The organism is Metallosphaera tengchongensis (assembly GCF_013343295.1).
Lineage (GTDB): Archaea > Thermoproteota > Thermoprotei_A > Sulfolobales > Sulfolobaceae > Metallosphaera > Metallosphaera tengchongensis.
Map to the genome: position 1 here is coordinate 1,867,114 of NZ_CP049074.1, position 14,047 is coordinate 1,881,160.

At 46.8% G+C, this 14,047-nt stretch carries 14 protein-coding genes; 10 read left to right on the top strand and 4 right to left on the bottom strand.

Annotated features, from left to right (window positions below):
• Positions 1 to 188 precede the first annotated feature (188 nt).
• The gene (gene crn1 / locus GWK48_RS10045; RefSeq protein WP_174631941.1) at positions 189 to 743 is read right to left on the bottom strand and encodes a CRISPR-associated ring nuclease Crn1; all 555 of its coding nucleotides are present in this window, start codon (positions 741 to 743) and stop codon (positions 189 to 191) included.
• 272 nt (positions 744 to 1,015) lie between these two features.
• On the opposite strand from crn1, the gene GWK48_RS10050 reads away from it, so the two are divergent.
• From GWK48_RS10050 to GWK48_RS10085, 8 genes are all read left to right on the top strand, one after another.
• Positions 1,016 to 1,465 carry a hypothetical protein gene (locus tag GWK48_RS10050; protein WP_174631943.1) on the top strand — a complete coding sequence of 150 codons (450 nt, stop codon included), beginning with the start codon at positions 1,016 to 1,018 and terminating at the stop codon, positions 1,463 to 1,465.
• Positions 1,466 to 1,892: 427 nt separating this feature from the next.
• Positions 1,893 to 2,543, top strand: a complete 651-nt coding sequence (locus GWK48_RS10055; RefSeq protein WP_174631945.1) for an urease subunit gamma — start codon at positions 1,893 to 1,895, stop codon at positions 2,541 to 2,543.
• Positions 2,540 to 4,210 (top strand): urease subunit alpha, encoded by a 1,671-nt coding sequence (gene ureC, locus GWK48_RS10060; RefSeq protein WP_174631947.1) that lies wholly within the window; start codon positions 2,540 to 2,542, stop codon positions 4,208 to 4,210. The genes GWK48_RS10055 and ureC overlap by 4 nt, the downstream gene beginning before the upstream one ends.
• Before the next feature lie 10 nt (positions 4,211 to 4,220).
• Positions 4,221 to 4,658, top strand: a complete 438-nt coding sequence (locus tag GWK48_RS10065; RefSeq protein WP_174631948.1) for an urease accessory protein UreE — start codon at positions 4,221 to 4,223, stop codon at positions 4,656 to 4,658.
• Positions 4,645 to 5,241, top strand: a complete 597-nt coding sequence (locus GWK48_RS10070; protein ID WP_174631950.1) for an urease accessory protein UreF — start codon at positions 4,645 to 4,647, stop codon at positions 5,239 to 5,241. Before GWK48_RS10065 ends, GWK48_RS10070 begins: the two co-directional genes overlap by 14 nt.
• On the top strand, positions 5,238 to 5,861 hold the full coding sequence (ureG, locus tag GWK48_RS10075) for an urease accessory protein UreG (protein ID WP_174631952.1): 624 nt from the start codon (positions 5,238 to 5,240) through the stop codon (positions 5,859 to 5,861). The genes GWK48_RS10070 and ureG overlap by 4 nt, the downstream gene beginning before the upstream one ends.
• Positions 5,839 to 6,447 (top strand): urease accessory protein UreD, encoded by a 609-nt coding sequence (locus GWK48_RS10080; protein ID WP_174631954.1) that lies wholly within the window; start codon positions 5,839 to 5,841, stop codon positions 6,445 to 6,447. The genes ureG and GWK48_RS10080 overlap by 23 nt, the downstream gene beginning before the upstream one ends.
• A 252-nt stretch (positions 6,448 to 6,699) precedes the next feature.
• Entirely contained in the window at positions 6,700 to 7,848 is a 1,149-nt protein-coding gene (locus tag GWK48_RS10085) for an RNA-guided endonuclease TnpB family protein (RefSeq protein WP_174631955.1), read from the top strand.
• A 105-nt stretch (positions 7,849 to 7,953) separates the two neighbouring features.
• On the opposite strand, the gene GWK48_RS10090 is transcribed toward GWK48_RS10085, so the two are convergent.
• A complete protein-coding gene (locus GWK48_RS10090; RefSeq protein WP_174631957.1) occupies positions 7,954 to 8,784 on the bottom strand; it encodes a coiled-coil domain-containing protein in 831 nt (276 codons plus the stop codon).
• Positions 8,785 to 10,009: 1,225 nt separating this feature from the next.
• Here GWK48_RS10090 and GWK48_RS10095 point away from each other — a divergent pair.
• Positions 10,010 to 10,594 carry a thiaminase II/PqqC family protein gene (locus GWK48_RS10095; protein ID WP_174631959.1) on the top strand — a complete coding sequence of 195 codons (585 nt, stop codon included), beginning with the start codon at positions 10,010 to 10,012 and terminating at the stop codon, positions 10,592 to 10,594.
• Between the two features lie 280 nt (positions 10,595 to 10,874).
• Here the strand turns inward: GWK48_RS10095 and GWK48_RS10100 are convergent, their stop codons facing one another.
• Positions 10,875 to 11,948, bottom strand: a complete 1,074-nt coding sequence (locus GWK48_RS10100; protein ID WP_174631960.1) for a hypothetical protein — start codon at positions 11,946 to 11,948, stop codon at positions 10,875 to 10,877.
• 457 nt (positions 11,949 to 12,405) lie between these two features.
• Here GWK48_RS10100 and GWK48_RS10105 point away from each other — a divergent pair, with 457 nt between their 5' ends.
• Complete coding sequence (locus tag GWK48_RS10105) at positions 12,406 to 12,603, top strand: hypothetical protein (protein WP_174631962.1); 198 nt, start codon at positions 12,406 to 12,408, stop codon at positions 12,601 to 12,603.
• Between the two features lie 432 nt (positions 12,604 to 13,035).
• Here GWK48_RS10105 and GWK48_RS10110 read toward each other — a convergent pair whose 3' ends face one another.
• The gene (locus tag GWK48_RS10110; RefSeq protein ID WP_174631964.1) at positions 13,036 to 14,001 is read right to left on the bottom strand and encodes a metallophosphoesterase family protein; all 966 of its coding nucleotides are present in this window, start codon (positions 13,999 to 14,001) and stop codon (positions 13,036 to 13,038) included.
• Positions 14,002 to 14,047: the final 46 nt, after the last annotated feature.

The window sequence follows — 14,047 nt, forward strand, 5'->3', positions numbered from 1 at the left end:
TTGCTCCGGATGTGATAAAAAGTGTTTGTAAGGAAACCTTTACCTTCAGGGTACTCTGAAATTCTACCAGACCCTTCAAGTCCATAGGGGTTCCTCCGAAGCCTGTGACCGAACTATCGACCTTGGGGCATATCTCCCTTCGAGAGAGGTAGATGTCTCCATTCTTTCACATGCCCTATTCTCCTCATTTAATAGAGTAATACAGTCCTTGCGTTCTTTGACACCAACCTGCAAATAACGTCCTTCACTTCACTGCAGTTACCTTTACCTGCCATCTCCACTAGGTTCTCCTTAGAAGTAAGACCCTTTATTTCCTCTGATATCCTATTGTACTCACCTTGAGGGATTATTGTGGTCAATACGTGGGCACCCCTCTCCCTCGCTGAGAGCGCAGCGGCTACGCCCATGGCTTTCCTTCCCCCAGTAAAATCAACGTAATCTCCAACGGATATCCTGGATAAGACGCCACTCTTAAACACCTTGAAGTCCTGCGTACTGTTGATATCCTGGATAGGTATGGGAATGTCAGCCAGGTTAACTCCCTCCCCTTTACAGCACGCAAAGATGGCTTTAACCAGCTTCCACGCGAACTCTACTGACTTATCTGTGGTTCTTATTACGTACACTTCGGTTATGTCAGCGGGCACCGCATTTTCTCCTTCGTAGTTTCCAGACGTTAAATTCACGTATGTCTCAAACACACCTCCTGGAGAGGTCCCCAGGGTAGCTATCAGTTTTGCCATAGGTAAAGGGGCCATATCAGGTTTTTAAGGATTTCTGACCCATAGACTCGAAGTAATACCACTCCAGAATATTATAACAAAAGTTTATAACCTTGGAAAATAAATTAATTATTGCTATGTGCTACGAAAAGGTAAGAATAGCAGAAGAGAGGAAGATACAGAGCAGGAGGAAGGAGTCCAAGGTGGCTGTGAAGGCAATCTGACTTTTTACAAAGTTATGTCTCTTTTTTCCTACGAATTAGCTTTAATAAGAATAAACCCTTTTATATACAATGAAAAGGAACTACGTTCTGGCAGGTCTGTACATCCTTCTAGCCGGGGTCGTTCTCTTCGCAGCGGGCAACCTTGGGTCCTCCCTGGGCACCATCACCGGGAACGGGGTGATCCCATCAGGTGGAGTGACGACATTAAGCTTTAACTTTCCTCAAGCGGCTATCCTTTACACCGACAAGACTAGCGTCCCAGTTGATATTTCCGTGAAGGGCGGCTCGGTCCTGACTAGCCTCGTGTTTCAAGGGAGATTTATACTCCTAGTGAGTGGTAGGGATGAAGAGTTGGTCATAGTCAATAACAACACCTTCCCTGTGGACCTAACGTTAGAGGTGGCTGACACATCTCAGACCGTCCTTTACGGGGTCTTTTCCCTGTTAGGGACAGCCCTGATGATAATTGGAGGTGTCCTAGCTGTGTTAGGGATAATCAGGAAACCCGACCCAGTCTAGAGGTTTCGATGGGTTGGTTAAGTGAAGATGACCCGTCCGTCACCTATACGTGCGTCTAGCTCAGGGTTAAAGGGGGCCTCTTCGATCTAGGGTCTACGCATTCCCTAGTGTTTTAACCCAATCTAAGAAGTTACGCCGAGATACGGTACAGATAAGTACGGTAATAAAAGGTATGGGATAACTATTCCCTCCAAGTTGAGGGGCTGAGAAGTTATACGGGAAGTAGGTGGTAAAAAGAACAGCAAACCTCTTAGGGCTCTGAGGATGTGAGTTACCCAATGTCTAAAAGATGAACAACTTTCCCTTTGTTTAACCCTAGATGCACTCTTTATAGCGTTTAAGAAATGGCATCTTAGATTAACAAGTTTTTAAAAATTAGTCTAAAAATTTATTTTAAGTAAATGAGATTCCCTAAATCAGTGAAACTATGTTTCTAACTCCAAAGGAGCAGGAAAAACTGCTCATATCAGTTGCTGCGGATGTGGCTAGGAGGAGAAGGGAGAAGGGACTTAAGTTAAATTACCCTGAGACAGTGGCCATAATTACGGACTTCATTATCGAAAGCGCCAGGGAGGGTAAGCCAATTTCAAGAATAGTGAAAGAGGCTCAGGAACTGCTCACTGCGGATGACGTTATGGAGATGGTTCCCTCCATGCTAGATGTGGTCCAAGTTGAGGCGACCTTTCCAGACGGGACAAAGCTAGTCACTGTTAGGAACCCAATAAAGGCTGAGCGCGTTAATCATGTCAAGGTCCAGGAGGGATGGGTAGAGGTTCCGGAGGAGATCGAGATAGAGGTCACCAATACAGGAGACAGGCCAATCCAGGTAGGGTCTCACTACCATTTCTTTGAGGTCAATAGGGCGCTTAAGTTCGACAGAGAGAAGGCGTTCGGGATGCGGCTTTCGATACCCTCAGGAACGTCCGTCAGATTTGAGCCTGGGCAGACAAGGACTGTGAAGCTCAGAAGCATGGGTGGTTTAAGGAGAGTTACGGGACTTAACGGGTTGACTGAGGGCTCCCTAAACGTTGGTAAGGACGAGGCTATGAGAAGAGCTAAGGAGGAGAAATTTATATGAAAATTGAAAGAGAACGTTACGTGGAGCTTTACGGTCCCACAGAGGGAGATTCGGTTAGGTTGGGTGATACCGACCTTTGGTTGACTGTGGAGAGGGACATGATAGCTAAAGGCGAGGAACTGGTATTCGGTGCAGGAAAGACAGCTAGGGACGGGCTCGGACTCCTGCCCAACTCCAGAGAGGAGAACGTCATGGACTTAATTATAACAAACGCTGTAGTGTTCGATCCAGTTTTAGGAGTGGTTAAGGCTGATATAGGGATTAAGGACGGGGTAATCGTGAGTATTGGACATGGGGGAAATCCCTTCACCATGGATGGGGTAGACTTCGTTCTTGGCTCCTCCACTGAGGTAGTTTCGGCTGAGGGATTGATAGCCACTCCAGGATTCGTGGACACACATATCCACTGGATATCCCCACAGCAAGTAATGGACGCATTATCGGCAGGTTTCACCACCTTGATAGGAGGGGGGACAGGTCCGGCAGAGGGAACAAAGGCTACCACAGTCACCCCAGGGTCATGGAACCTTAGAATGATGTTTAGGGCTTTAGACCTCTACCCAATTAACTATGGTTTAACAGCAAAAGGATCTTCCTCCTCATTGGCGATGGAGCAGGTATTGGATCAGGGAGCGTGCGGTTTCAAGATCCACGAGGACTGGGGAGCCATGCCTAGAGTAGTGGACGAGACCTTGACCTTAGCGGACCTCCGTGACGTGCAGGTTACTATACACACTGATACCTCAAACGAGAGCGGTTTCTTTGAGGACACGTTAAGGGCCATAGACGGGAGAACCATACACGCTTATCACGTGGAAGGAGCTGGAGGCGGACATGCTCCCGATATCATAAGAATTGCTGGTGAACCCAACGTTTTACCGTCATCCACCAACCCAACAAAGCCATATACAGTTCACACGTATGAGGAGCACTTGGATATGCTTATGGCGGTGCACCATCTCAACCCCAAGGTGCCTGAGGACGTGTCCTACGCTGAGTCCAGGATAAGGGAGGAGACCATGGCCGCAGAGGATTACCTACACGACATAGGGGCTATCAGTATGATGTCCTCAGATTCCCAAGCCATGGGGAGAGTTGGTGAGACTGGGATTAGAACCTTTCAATTGGCCCATAAGATGAAGTCCCTAAACCTAGTCCCCATGGGAGACAACGAGAGGGCACTGCGCTACCTAGCTAAGATAACTATAAACCCTGCCATAACCCATGGAATATCGGATTACGTAGGTTCCCTTACTCCAGGTTTGCTAGCTGACGTAGTGCTCTGGGACCCTAGGTTCTTCCCAGCTAAGCCCTACATGGTAATAAAAGGCGGTGCGGTAGCCTGGGCATTGATGGGGGACACAAATGCATCCATAGCCTACGCACAGCCAGTAGTCTACAAACCAATGTTTGGATACGCCGATCGTTCCCTGTCTCTTCTATTTTCTTCCCTGGACGGTGTTGAAAGGGCGGAGAAGGAGGTAAAGAGAAAGGTGGTTCCGGTTAAGAACACTAGGGGTTTGGGTAAGTCAAATATGAGAAGAAACGATTCCCTACCAAAGATCGAGGTAGATCCTGATAAATATGAGGTCAAGGTCAACGGAGTAGTTCCAAGAGTACCCCCTTCAGAGAGGCTACCTTTGACTAACCTATTCTTCATGTTCTGAGGCGGTGCCGATGGAGAACGTAAAAAGACTAGATGTAGCTCCAGTAGGGGCACAAGTCAAAGATCTCGAGGTGGATAGGATCTCCCTAAGCAAGGGAAGGGTGAGGATTAGGTGCGAGGACGGTGAACACGTCCTAAACCTCCGTGGGTTAAGGGACGGGGACTACTTCATGTGGAGGAACTCAGTTTATCGGTTAATGCAAAGTAAAGAGAGAGTCCTTAAGTTCACATTAAAGGACTCTTGGGAGGCCTTCAAGTTAGGATTCGCCATCGGAAACTTACATCAAAGAGTCATGGTTCAGGACAACTTCGTTTACCTTTCCATAGAAGAGAACAAGGTCCTGCAGGAAGCCTTCTCGGACTTTAAACCTGAAGTTGTGGAGACTAAGTTCTTCCCAAACCTGGAAATACCAATAAGGGGGGAGGTAATAGACTTTGTGGATCATTAAGGCCTTTCACCTCTTCGACAGTTCCCTTCCCTTAGGTTCGTTCAACTATTCGTTTGGAATTGAGGAGGCTTACTATCAAGGGTATGACGTGAAGGGTTTCATAAGAACTGTGATCAGGAACGTCGTGGAGAGGGGAGACGTACCCTTGGCGAGGATGGCATTCAAGGATCCGGAAAGGGCCAATGAGCTGGCGATAGCCTCTAAGGTTACCAAGGAGCTCCGTGAATCTAGCCTGAACATGGGTAGGTCCCTAGCTAAGCTTGGACTGTGTAAAGATACCTTTGTAACTAGAGTTAGGGACGGGCTCAGTCAAGGCGCCTATCCTGTGGTTGTGGCTAGATGTTGTGTCTCCATGAGAATTGATGAGGAGGTGTGCTTAGCAGGGCTCTTGTACTCTGAGCTCTCTCAGATGGTGTACTCAGCGGTTAGGTTAGGAGCCATAAACTTCGTGGAGGGGCAAAACCTAATCGAGGAGACCATAAGCGACGTTAGTTTGAGCGAAGATTTTGAGCCTTTCTGTCCAGTACTTGATGTTCTCTCCATTAATCATGAGAGGAGAGAGCCCAAGGTGTTCATGTCATGATTAGGGTAGGAGTTTTGGGTCCTGTAGGCTCAGGAAAGACTAGCCTAATAGAGTTCCTCACAAGATATTACGCCAAGAAATTTAGGGTAGCAATCTTGACTAATGACGTGGTCTCCTCCTATGACGCAATGAGGATTTACGAGAACTTGGTTAGGAAGGACGGTATATTACCAAAGGATAATCTGCTGGGTATAGTCACAGGAGGATGTCCTCACACTGCAATCAGAGAAGACCCATCCCTAAACCTGAGGGCCCTGGAAACCCTAGAGGCTAGGGTCAAACCTGACTTAGTCTTCATAGAGAGTGGGGGCGACAACGTCATGTCCACCTTCAGTACTGCACTGGCTGACTACACAATATTCGTCCTTGACACCTCTGCAGGAGATAAGTACCCTGAAAAGGGAGGGCTTGGGATAAGCGAGAGCGATCTACTGGTCATAAACAAGGTAGACCTAGCACCTTACGTGAACGCCGACCTTGAAAAGATGAGGAAGGGCTCTATGAAGGTCAGAAAGGGGAAACCCACGATTTTCGTGAGCTTGAAGAGCGGTGAGGGAATTGATGACCTGCTAAAGGTATTGAATGAGGAGTTGGGGCTTGAGACATCTCCTAAGGGTTAGGGATATAGAGGGAGGGATTTTAGTGGAAAGGGAGGGATCCCTCAACGCTATCTTAATTGACAACACGGTTATATTTACAAATCCCTCGGAGGTCATGGCCAACTACGACAATTTCCATTACGAGATAGCTGTGAAGAATAAGGTCGTGACGGATCAGGCGTATAACAAGGTCCTCACCAACTCAAGGGTACATGTGGTCATAAGGGCGACCTTAGAGAACTCCAAATATCTGCCTCACCCTATCATTCTCTACAATGGTGCTGGTATTACCATTGAGGGAGAGTTCCACGTGGTTGATAAGGCTGAAATTATGGAGGTGTTCGTCCCAGGTAGGAGAGGAATGGGCGAGAACTTCGTTAGGGGAGACGTGAAGGCTGTAACCAGGATATATAGTAGAGGAAAGTTGATAGTTTACGACGTTTTCAAGGTCAAGGACGACGACTATCTCAACCCAAACGTCATGGGAAATAAATGCTTGGTATCCTTTTTCCAGGTTGAGGACAGCGAACACCAGGTGAGCAGGGAGTTAATTGATCATAGGGGCGTATTTAGGAGGTGGTCAGAAATTACAGGACTCTGGTTTTAGCATTCTTCGTTTCCAGTAGGGGAGATTTAGTGAAGCAACGTCTTGGTCATCCATAGAAATTATATTATTAAATGTGTTTAACTTAATTTAAGGAACGCTAACTCCATTATCGAGGAAGCGAAATTATGGTCGCCTGTCCCTCCTAAAGGGCGAGACGTCCTCTTTTTATAATATTTTACAAGATGAGGAAAGCCTCGCCCTTCAGGGCGGGGATGTGAAAGGTTTTTAAACACTTTTCTCTACCTCTTTATTATGGGCAGAGGGGCTAAAAAGAGTGGGAAAGAAATCAGAGCTACACTCTCTATGAGGATTTCCCCCACCGCCCCTCTGCTTTCCCTTGTCTCAAACTATGAAAAAGGTCTACGCTTCGTCCTTGAATGGTTGAGAGAGAATAAACCAAAAAAATTCTTAAAAGACACACACAAGGGGACTTACGAGACTCTAAGAGAGAAGTTTTATCTACCGTCTAAAGTCGCTCAAGACTGTTATAGGGACGCCATAGCAAAGTACAAGTCGTGGTTAAACAACCCTGAACGCGGTAGGTACCCTACTGTACGCAACGTCTCTGTCTGGTTAACGCCAGGACTGTCCTACTCCATTGATTTCGATAAAATGGTCGTGAGGATAGCTGGAGTCGGTGAGTTACTAATAGAAGGTTATCCAAGGGACTTGCCTGAGTACAAGGATTGGGAAGTAAAGGAAGCTAGGCTGGTATTAAAGGACGGTAAGGCGTACCTAAAGGTCACTCTTCTGAAGGACTGGAAGGAACCAGAAGTTAAGGACGGTGTCGCAGTCGACATCAACATGGCTGAACTCGTTGTAGGTAAAGACGATGAAAAGTACGTTAGGATAACGACCAGATTAGATGACGCCCACCATTACAAGTCACTAGCTGAGTCACTACAGAAGAAGTACGAGAAGAGGTGGAAGGAGAATAAAAGGGTCCTTAACAGGATAAGGTCGTACCACAGAAAGGCTAGGAATATCTTAGAGGACTCGGCTAGGAAAGTGGGTAAGTGGATAGTCGAAGTTGCTAACTTATTGAACGTCTCTGCCATCTTCTTAGAGGACTTAAACAACCTTATCAAGAGGGTGAAGAAGCTACCGGGACAGTTTAGGGATAAATTGTATTTGATGCAGTATCGTAGGCTCCAGTACTGGATTGAATGGCAAGCTAAGAAGCATGGGTTAAAGGTAGTGTATGTAGATCCACACTACTCCTCTACTTCATGTCCTAAGTGCGGTAGTAAGATGGAGGAAGTGGGACGTAGGTATTTTCGTTGCATAAACTGCGGTTATGAGAACGACCGTGATGTTATCGCAATTATGAATATTTATGGGAGGGGTTCTCTGAGCCTCTCGACTGTCCCTCATATGAGAGATGTAAACACGAATCGATGAGGGGAACCCTCGCCCTTTAGGGCGGGGAGGAAGTCAGTTAGGAGTTGTAATTTTTATTACTCTAATACAAGAACTGTGTTACTGAAAAGTGTTTAAAATTGGACTTTACTCCACTGTCATGGACGAAATTATTGTGACACCCTCTTTCTCTAGCTCTTTCTTTACTTTCATGTCAATGTAGTTCGCCACCAGGAAAAGTTTAACAGGTTTATTGAAGAGCTGCGGGATCAACTTCTTCCTCACCACCATCTGTTCCAGTGCTCCCTCATCTGCAAAGTTCTTTATCTCGAAAACGTAGACGTAGTCGTTGGTTTCATAGAAGTCCACTTCGAATATCCTACCCTTGTCTATTATCCCTAGGGTATCTATAATGTTACCGTGTTTAACCTTGTCTGGGTCCACCCCGTGTAGCTCTAAAGCCTCCTTATAGATCATCATGATGGTCTTCTCTAGACCCTTACCAGCCCTATTGGTAAAACTGCCGACCTCCGTCGAGAGCTTGATCATAAGCTTGTCAAGCTCTTTTACCTCACTGGTCAGCTGCTTTACTGCCTCCTGCAGTCCCTTAACCGCCTCGCTGTGCTCTTTCAGTATTTCTCCCTGTTGCTTCACTGCCTCCTGGAGTGCCTTAATCGAGTCCCCTTGTTGCTTCACTGCCTCCTGCAGTCCCTTAACCGCCTCGCTGTGCTCTTTCAGTATTTCTCCCTGTTGCTTCACTGCCTCCTGGAGTGCCTTAATCGAGTCCCCTTGTTGCTTCACTGCCTCCTGCAGTCCCTTAACCTCTCCTTGTAATTTTCTAATAGCTTCTGTATTTTCCTCTAATTTCTTAATCACAACCTCATCCTTAAGTTTATCATAAATTTTATCAGCTAATACTGAAATAAATTTTGGGTCTTCTAGTAGTTTTTTAGTTATCTCGTCGCTTTCGCTAGCCATATAACGTTTAGTCGGTAATAAGGGTTTTATACTTTTCCCTATTTAGCCCATACTCGTTTATAAATTGAAAATGAAAACCCTGCCCTTTAGGGCAGAGATGAAATAAGAGTAACCGGGGCTAAATTTCCTCACAGCCATAGTCAGCAGTTTCCGTGAGACCATTAAGTTTATACAATCTGGACTGTTGAGGACTTTATGCACCGCAAGGAAGTCTTGCCCCAGGCGTGGTGTGTATCCCGAAAGGCTGGTAAGACATATAGACACTTCAAGGTGTGCGGGTTCCCCATCGTCCAGTTGAATCTGGGTCATCCCTTGAGACGGAGAGGGTGAGAGCGAAGGATTAGCTTGATCCCCTTGAAGCCCCAGGGTTGGGGATTGATATCAAACATCATGAAATCCGACGAAACTCAATCCCCTCCTGCATTGAACCCGTAGGAGAGGCTCCATAATCTGAGGTATAGGAGAGTTAGTCGCTCCTTCTACAGATGAGAGACCAGGAGAGTAGTAGAGAGTCAATTCGAACCATATCTCATTTAACTGTGGGACTCTACCCTTCTTACGCTGTTCCTTAACTGGACGACGAGGGATTAATTCCCTGGCAGAGTCATCTCGGGCATGGAAACCCTAGAATGATTTTCCCTTTCAACGAGTTAGATTTATAAAAGGAACAGCAAACCTCGCCCTTTAGGGCAGGGAGGGGTCAGATTGCATTAGGTAAGGCCCTAGGGTAAACCATAGGTAAGGTTAGAGGCGAAATTTTTTGAGTATATCTTAGTATTTTATCAAGGAGAGGTCTGTCAATAAAAACTCAGCAACGTAACAAGGGGTTTTTCACTGAGGATGCCATGGATGAGGGAAAACTGCTTCAGCTGTGCACTGTAGACTGAGGAAAACAAGATAATAAGAGTCCTGACAGAGATGAAAATACTTAGGGTGGTCGTAGATGGGAGGTGACTTACTGGGCCAGTATCCTCCTCAGTGAATGAGGAGATTACCAGGGTGGAGGAGGAAGGAGACTTATGGAAGCCCTCTAGTTGTTGCATACATATAGGGCTATGCGCTCAGTGGCAGCAGGAAGGGGCATACGCATCAGGTTCATGAGGCATAACTTGGCTACAATAGGCTTGTAGATTTGGGAGTAGTCCGGCTACCGAGAGGCACATGCGACGCTCTCCTCAACACGTTTTTCTATCTTGTTTTATAATTCCCCCAACCTAGTTATCATATGCTCTCTGAGATAAGGAAAGAGCTCAGGGATGTCAACGTGAGGGTTCTAAACCATGAGTTTGTGAAACTAGCGGAGGAGGGGAAGCTTCCGATGGAAAGGATGGAGCTCTTCTATTCCCAACAGTGGTACATAGTCAACTACGACGTCAGGTCTTTAGCGTTGATGTTGAGTAGGGCGAGGGAGCCCGACGAGCTCGACTTCTTTTTTGGGGTAATACAGGGTGACTACCAAGGGCTTAGGATCCTAAACGTTGTAGCAAGGAAAGACGTAAAGCCTATACCCAGTGCCGTGGTCTACACTCACTACATGTCTTGGTTGGCAAACTACGCGAACCCAGGAGAACAGGTCCTAGCCTTGGTCGTTAACTTGCCCGTGTGGAGCGAAAACTGTAGGAGGTTAGCCAAGGCGTTTAAGGGCAAGTTAGACACAAAGTTCTTGGAGCTGTTCGCGGGCGTAGAGGTGGACGAGGGACTAGCCGAGAGGATCATCTCTAGGTATCAGGGGCAGTACATGGAGATAGCGAGGACAATACAGGCTTACGAACTTGCGTTCTGGGACAGTCTACTCCAAGAGAAAGAGTAGTGGGCCTGAACCAAGATATGGACTTTAGAGCCGATAGTAAGTACACTGTGTAGAACAACTAGATTTTAGGAGTTTTAGATTTTTCAGTCTGTTTCTTTCCAAGTACACTCAACGTGTATTGCCTAAGTTTGAGGAAAAGAGGCATCTAAAGAACTTAAGTTTATACAAGGATTGAAAAATAAGGGATTAACAGGTATTGGTTCCTCCACGCCCATCTCCTATTTCTCCATCTACTTAATTATATAGTCTCCTCACGTTCTTGTTGTGAAGAGGACGCAGTTCACCTCTCCTCGAAGTAACCTCCCTTCATGTACTTTACCACCGTGATGTTTAGCATCTTGCCGAGCTCCTCCGGTTTGCCCCTCTTGAGCCTGTAGACGATGAAGGGGACTACTTCCTTGTCTTTCAGGTAGTTCCTTAGGATGTCCACCTTAGTCTTAAGCTTGAACATGTCCCTCTTCCTCAATGTTGCCTTGATTTCACCCACGTATACCATGTTCCCCACCTCAATGTAGGCATCAAACTCCATGACCTCGCTGCCAACCTTCACCGTTTTTGGTCTCACGTCCTTCACCTCCGTTCCCTTAGACTGGAACCAGAGGATCAAGTCCTTCCTTATGTAGTCCTCTACGATCAGGCCAAAGGTGTTCTCTAGCCCGCCCACCCTCCTGTTAAGCCCCTCAACTGCCTTCACCAACTTTGCGACTATCCTCCTTAGCTCAGCTATTGCTTTCGTGTTCTCCTCCGTCTGCTTCGCTAGCGCCTCCACCATTTTCCTCAACTCCGTTATCGCCTTAGTGTTCTCCTCCGTCTGCTTCCTCAACTCCGTTATCGCCTTAGTGTTCTCCTCCGTCTGCTTCCTCAACTCCGTTATCGCCTTAGTGTTCTCCTCCGTCTGCTTCCTCAACTCCGTTATCGCCTTAGTGTTCTCCTCCGTCTGCTTCCTCAACTCCGTTATCGCCTTAGTGTTCTCCTCCGTCTGCTTCCTCAACTCCGTTATCGCCTTAGTGTTCTCCTCCGTCTGCTTCCTCAACTCCGTTATCGCCTTAGTGTTCTCCTCCGTCTGCTTCACCAGAACCTCCATAACTTTCCTCAACTCCGTGATTGCGTTAGTGTTCTCGGTAGTTACACTCGAGAGTGACGCAAAACCCTCAACTAGCTTCGCCGTGACTTCTCTCAGCTCACTGATTTCCCTTTTCTGTTCTTCCACCCACTGCTCGTAAGCCTTTTGTCTTTCTTTGACGTCGCCTATCAATAGTTGTAGCTCTCTAACAGCTGAGGTCAAGGAGCTTATTAGGAGGGACTCCAGCTCCTTTCTGACTATCTCTCTAACCGTATTCTCGTCAATTGCCATAACTGAAATATTGAGGGCGTAATTAAATAGGTTACTGGCAGCCGAAAGTACAGGGCTACGTTCCGTGGTCGAACCAATCCTCAGGTCTAGGTCTGACGGCGATAGGGCTCCTAAGTCCTAAAGACCCAGCATCCATAGAGGAAGGTACTTACGTGAGTAAACGTGCCATCCCTTAATTCGTGTTAACCAATAGGGCTTCCCTTGCGAGAGGATTCTCACCTCGATGGTTCAAGACGGCGGAAGGAGTTCCCCCAGGTTTTAATTGGTTTCCCTTTGGTACTTCCTCCGTTTTCATTTAGTTCTCCGGCATCTATCCAGGGACTTTTGTTCCCCTGCTTGTCCTGGTCTCAGGACTTATTCTGTCTATGCGATAGGTTAAGCCGGAAGAGGTTTCGGTTCTCCCTCTTTGTTTCTTCACCCTAATTGTCTACCTGGCGCCGTCTTGAAGACCGTTAACATGTTTTCTACAATCGAGACTACGGTCCTGATCTCCGCCCCAACCATGTTCACCTCAATCCTCTACCCAGTCTATGTGGCCAAGGCATCAAGCATGAATAGCCTCAGTGAACTATCCCTAGACCAAGTGGGACTAGTGAAGAACATTCTAACCTTCTTCTCCGCCTTGATAAGACCTAGGCGTAGAGACCTGTCTTAATTTGGGTTCATATTCTCAGAGGGGTAAGCTTAGACCAGAGATATGTCGATTTCCACACCTAGTAGATGGGTCCGGGTCACTCCACTAAAGGGGCGGAGACGAGAGAGGGAGTCCCCATGATTACCGTAAAGCCCAAGTATCGAGAGTTGATATCAAACAGAATGAAATCCGATGAAACCCAAACCCTTTATAGGAATAGGAGGAAATATAGAAGTTGCAGACGTAAGCCTCGTCCCTAGACAAGCTAATGGTAAACTAAGGATTCAAACTAGGACACGATCGCTTCAGCTACGGAGGTTTAGATACGCTTAACTATGCGACCATGTATTAGGCGCTACTGCTCCCAGAACTCACACCTTTATCACTGTACCATATGAACATGTAGCCATCGGAAGTTTAGAAATATAAACTCTTCCTCTGGGGTACAGAATATCAACCGGTAATGAGCTGGTACCCCGATACCTTACTCTCCTCAAGTAAAATAAGGGCAGCGTGCAATATCCCCCGACTGAACTCACTACCAGGGTTTATGATCACGGTTCTCCCTACCTTATCAAATCCCCTAGACTCATGAATGTGGCCATGGAGTCCTAACATGGGTTGATACCTGTGAATTACTCTCCTCACGGCACTTGATCCGACATGGGTCAGGACCACGTCCATTCCTTTAACCACAGGCTTAAGCTCACCGTTCAACATCGGTGCGTTATCCAATGAGGTTCCATAGGGAGGAGCATGAAGGTTGAATATTGCCCTCTCCACGTTCCCTAATTTTTCTACCTCCTTTACTAGGGTACTCTCAATCTGTTCCTCAGTTAGTTCCCTCGGTGTCTTCCACGGTGTGGGGTTAACGTATCCTAAGGAAATCATCTCGCTTCCCCCTAACTCTATTATGTTTCCCTCACACCTCCTCATGGTCTCCGTCTCTCCCATTACTTGGAAGAGGAACTCAGGATCGTCGTTTCCAAGGTTGACGTAGAGCGGTATCTTTTTCCCGAGCTTTTCTTCAGCTATTTCGCTCCACCTCCTTAAGGAATCCTTCATGAGCTCATCGAAGAGGGCCCTCTGTTTTCTCTTGTCAGAGGCTACTTCCTCATATTCCTTTTGGGACATCACTGAGTAATAGGTACCGGACTTCCTAAACTCCTCGATAGCCCTGTTTAAGTTATGTATTTCCTTCCCGTTCAAGAGATATGTCTCTCCCCTATGGACTATGGGTACAAGGTTCTTCCCCGCAATGTCGCCACCTATAATCAGTGCATCCACACCGTACATTTGGCCAGCGTTCAAGAATTTTCTAAAGGCTGTCTCTGACCCATGTATATCTGAGGTGAAGAGGATTTTGGTTTTCCTTCCCCCTACGCTTTCGTTGTTGTTCCTCCTTCTGAAGAGTCCCATAGCATATGAAGCTGTATATGGCTTTTAAATATTCTCTTTTTCTTTT

Bases quoted from the DNA above. Each gene is read 5' to 3' on its own strand.
- crn1 (WP_174631941.1), bottom strand. From the start codon at position 743: ATGGCAAAACTGATAGCTACCCTGGGGACCTCTCCAGGAGGTGTGTTT.
- GWK48_RS10050 (WP_174631943.1), top strand. From the start codon at position 1,016: ATGAAAAGGAACTACGTTCTGGCAGGTCTGTACATCCTTCTAGCCGGG.
- GWK48_RS10055 (WP_174631945.1), top strand. From the start codon at position 1,893: ATGTTTCTAACTCCAAAGGAGCAGGAAAAACTGCTCATATCAGTTGCT.
- ureC (WP_174631947.1), top strand. From the start codon at position 2,540: ATGAAAATTGAAAGAGAACGTTACGTGGAGCTTTACGGTCCCACAGAG.
- GWK48_RS10065 (WP_174631948.1), top strand. From the start codon at position 4,221: ATGGAGAACGTAAAAAGACTAGATGTAGCTCCAGTAGGGGCACAAGTC.
- ureG (WP_174631952.1), top strand. From the start codon at position 5,238: ATGATTAGGGTAGGAGTTTTGGGTCCTGTAGGCTCAGGAAAGACTAGC.
- GWK48_RS10085 (WP_174631955.1), top strand. From the start codon at position 6,700: ATGGGCAGAGGGGCTAAAAAGAGTGGGAAAGAAATCAGAGCTACACTC.
- GWK48_RS10090 (WP_174631957.1), bottom strand. From the start codon at position 8,784: ATGGCTAGCGAAAGCGACGAGATAACTAAAAAACTACTAGAAGACCCA.
- GWK48_RS10095 (WP_174631959.1), top strand. From the start codon at position 10,010: ATGCTCTCTGAGATAAGGAAAGAGCTCAGGGATGTCAACGTGAGGGTT.
- GWK48_RS10100 (WP_174631960.1), bottom strand. From the start codon at position 11,948: ATGGCAATTGACGAGAATACGGTTAGAGAGATAGTCAGAAAGGAGCTG.
- GWK48_RS10105 (WP_174631962.1), top strand. From the start codon at position 12,406: ATGTTTTCTACAATCGAGACTACGGTCCTGATCTCCGCCCCAACCATG.
- GWK48_RS10110 (WP_174631964.1), bottom strand. From the start codon at position 14,001: ATGGGACTCTTCAGAAGGAGGAACAACAACGAAAGCGTAGGGGGAAGG.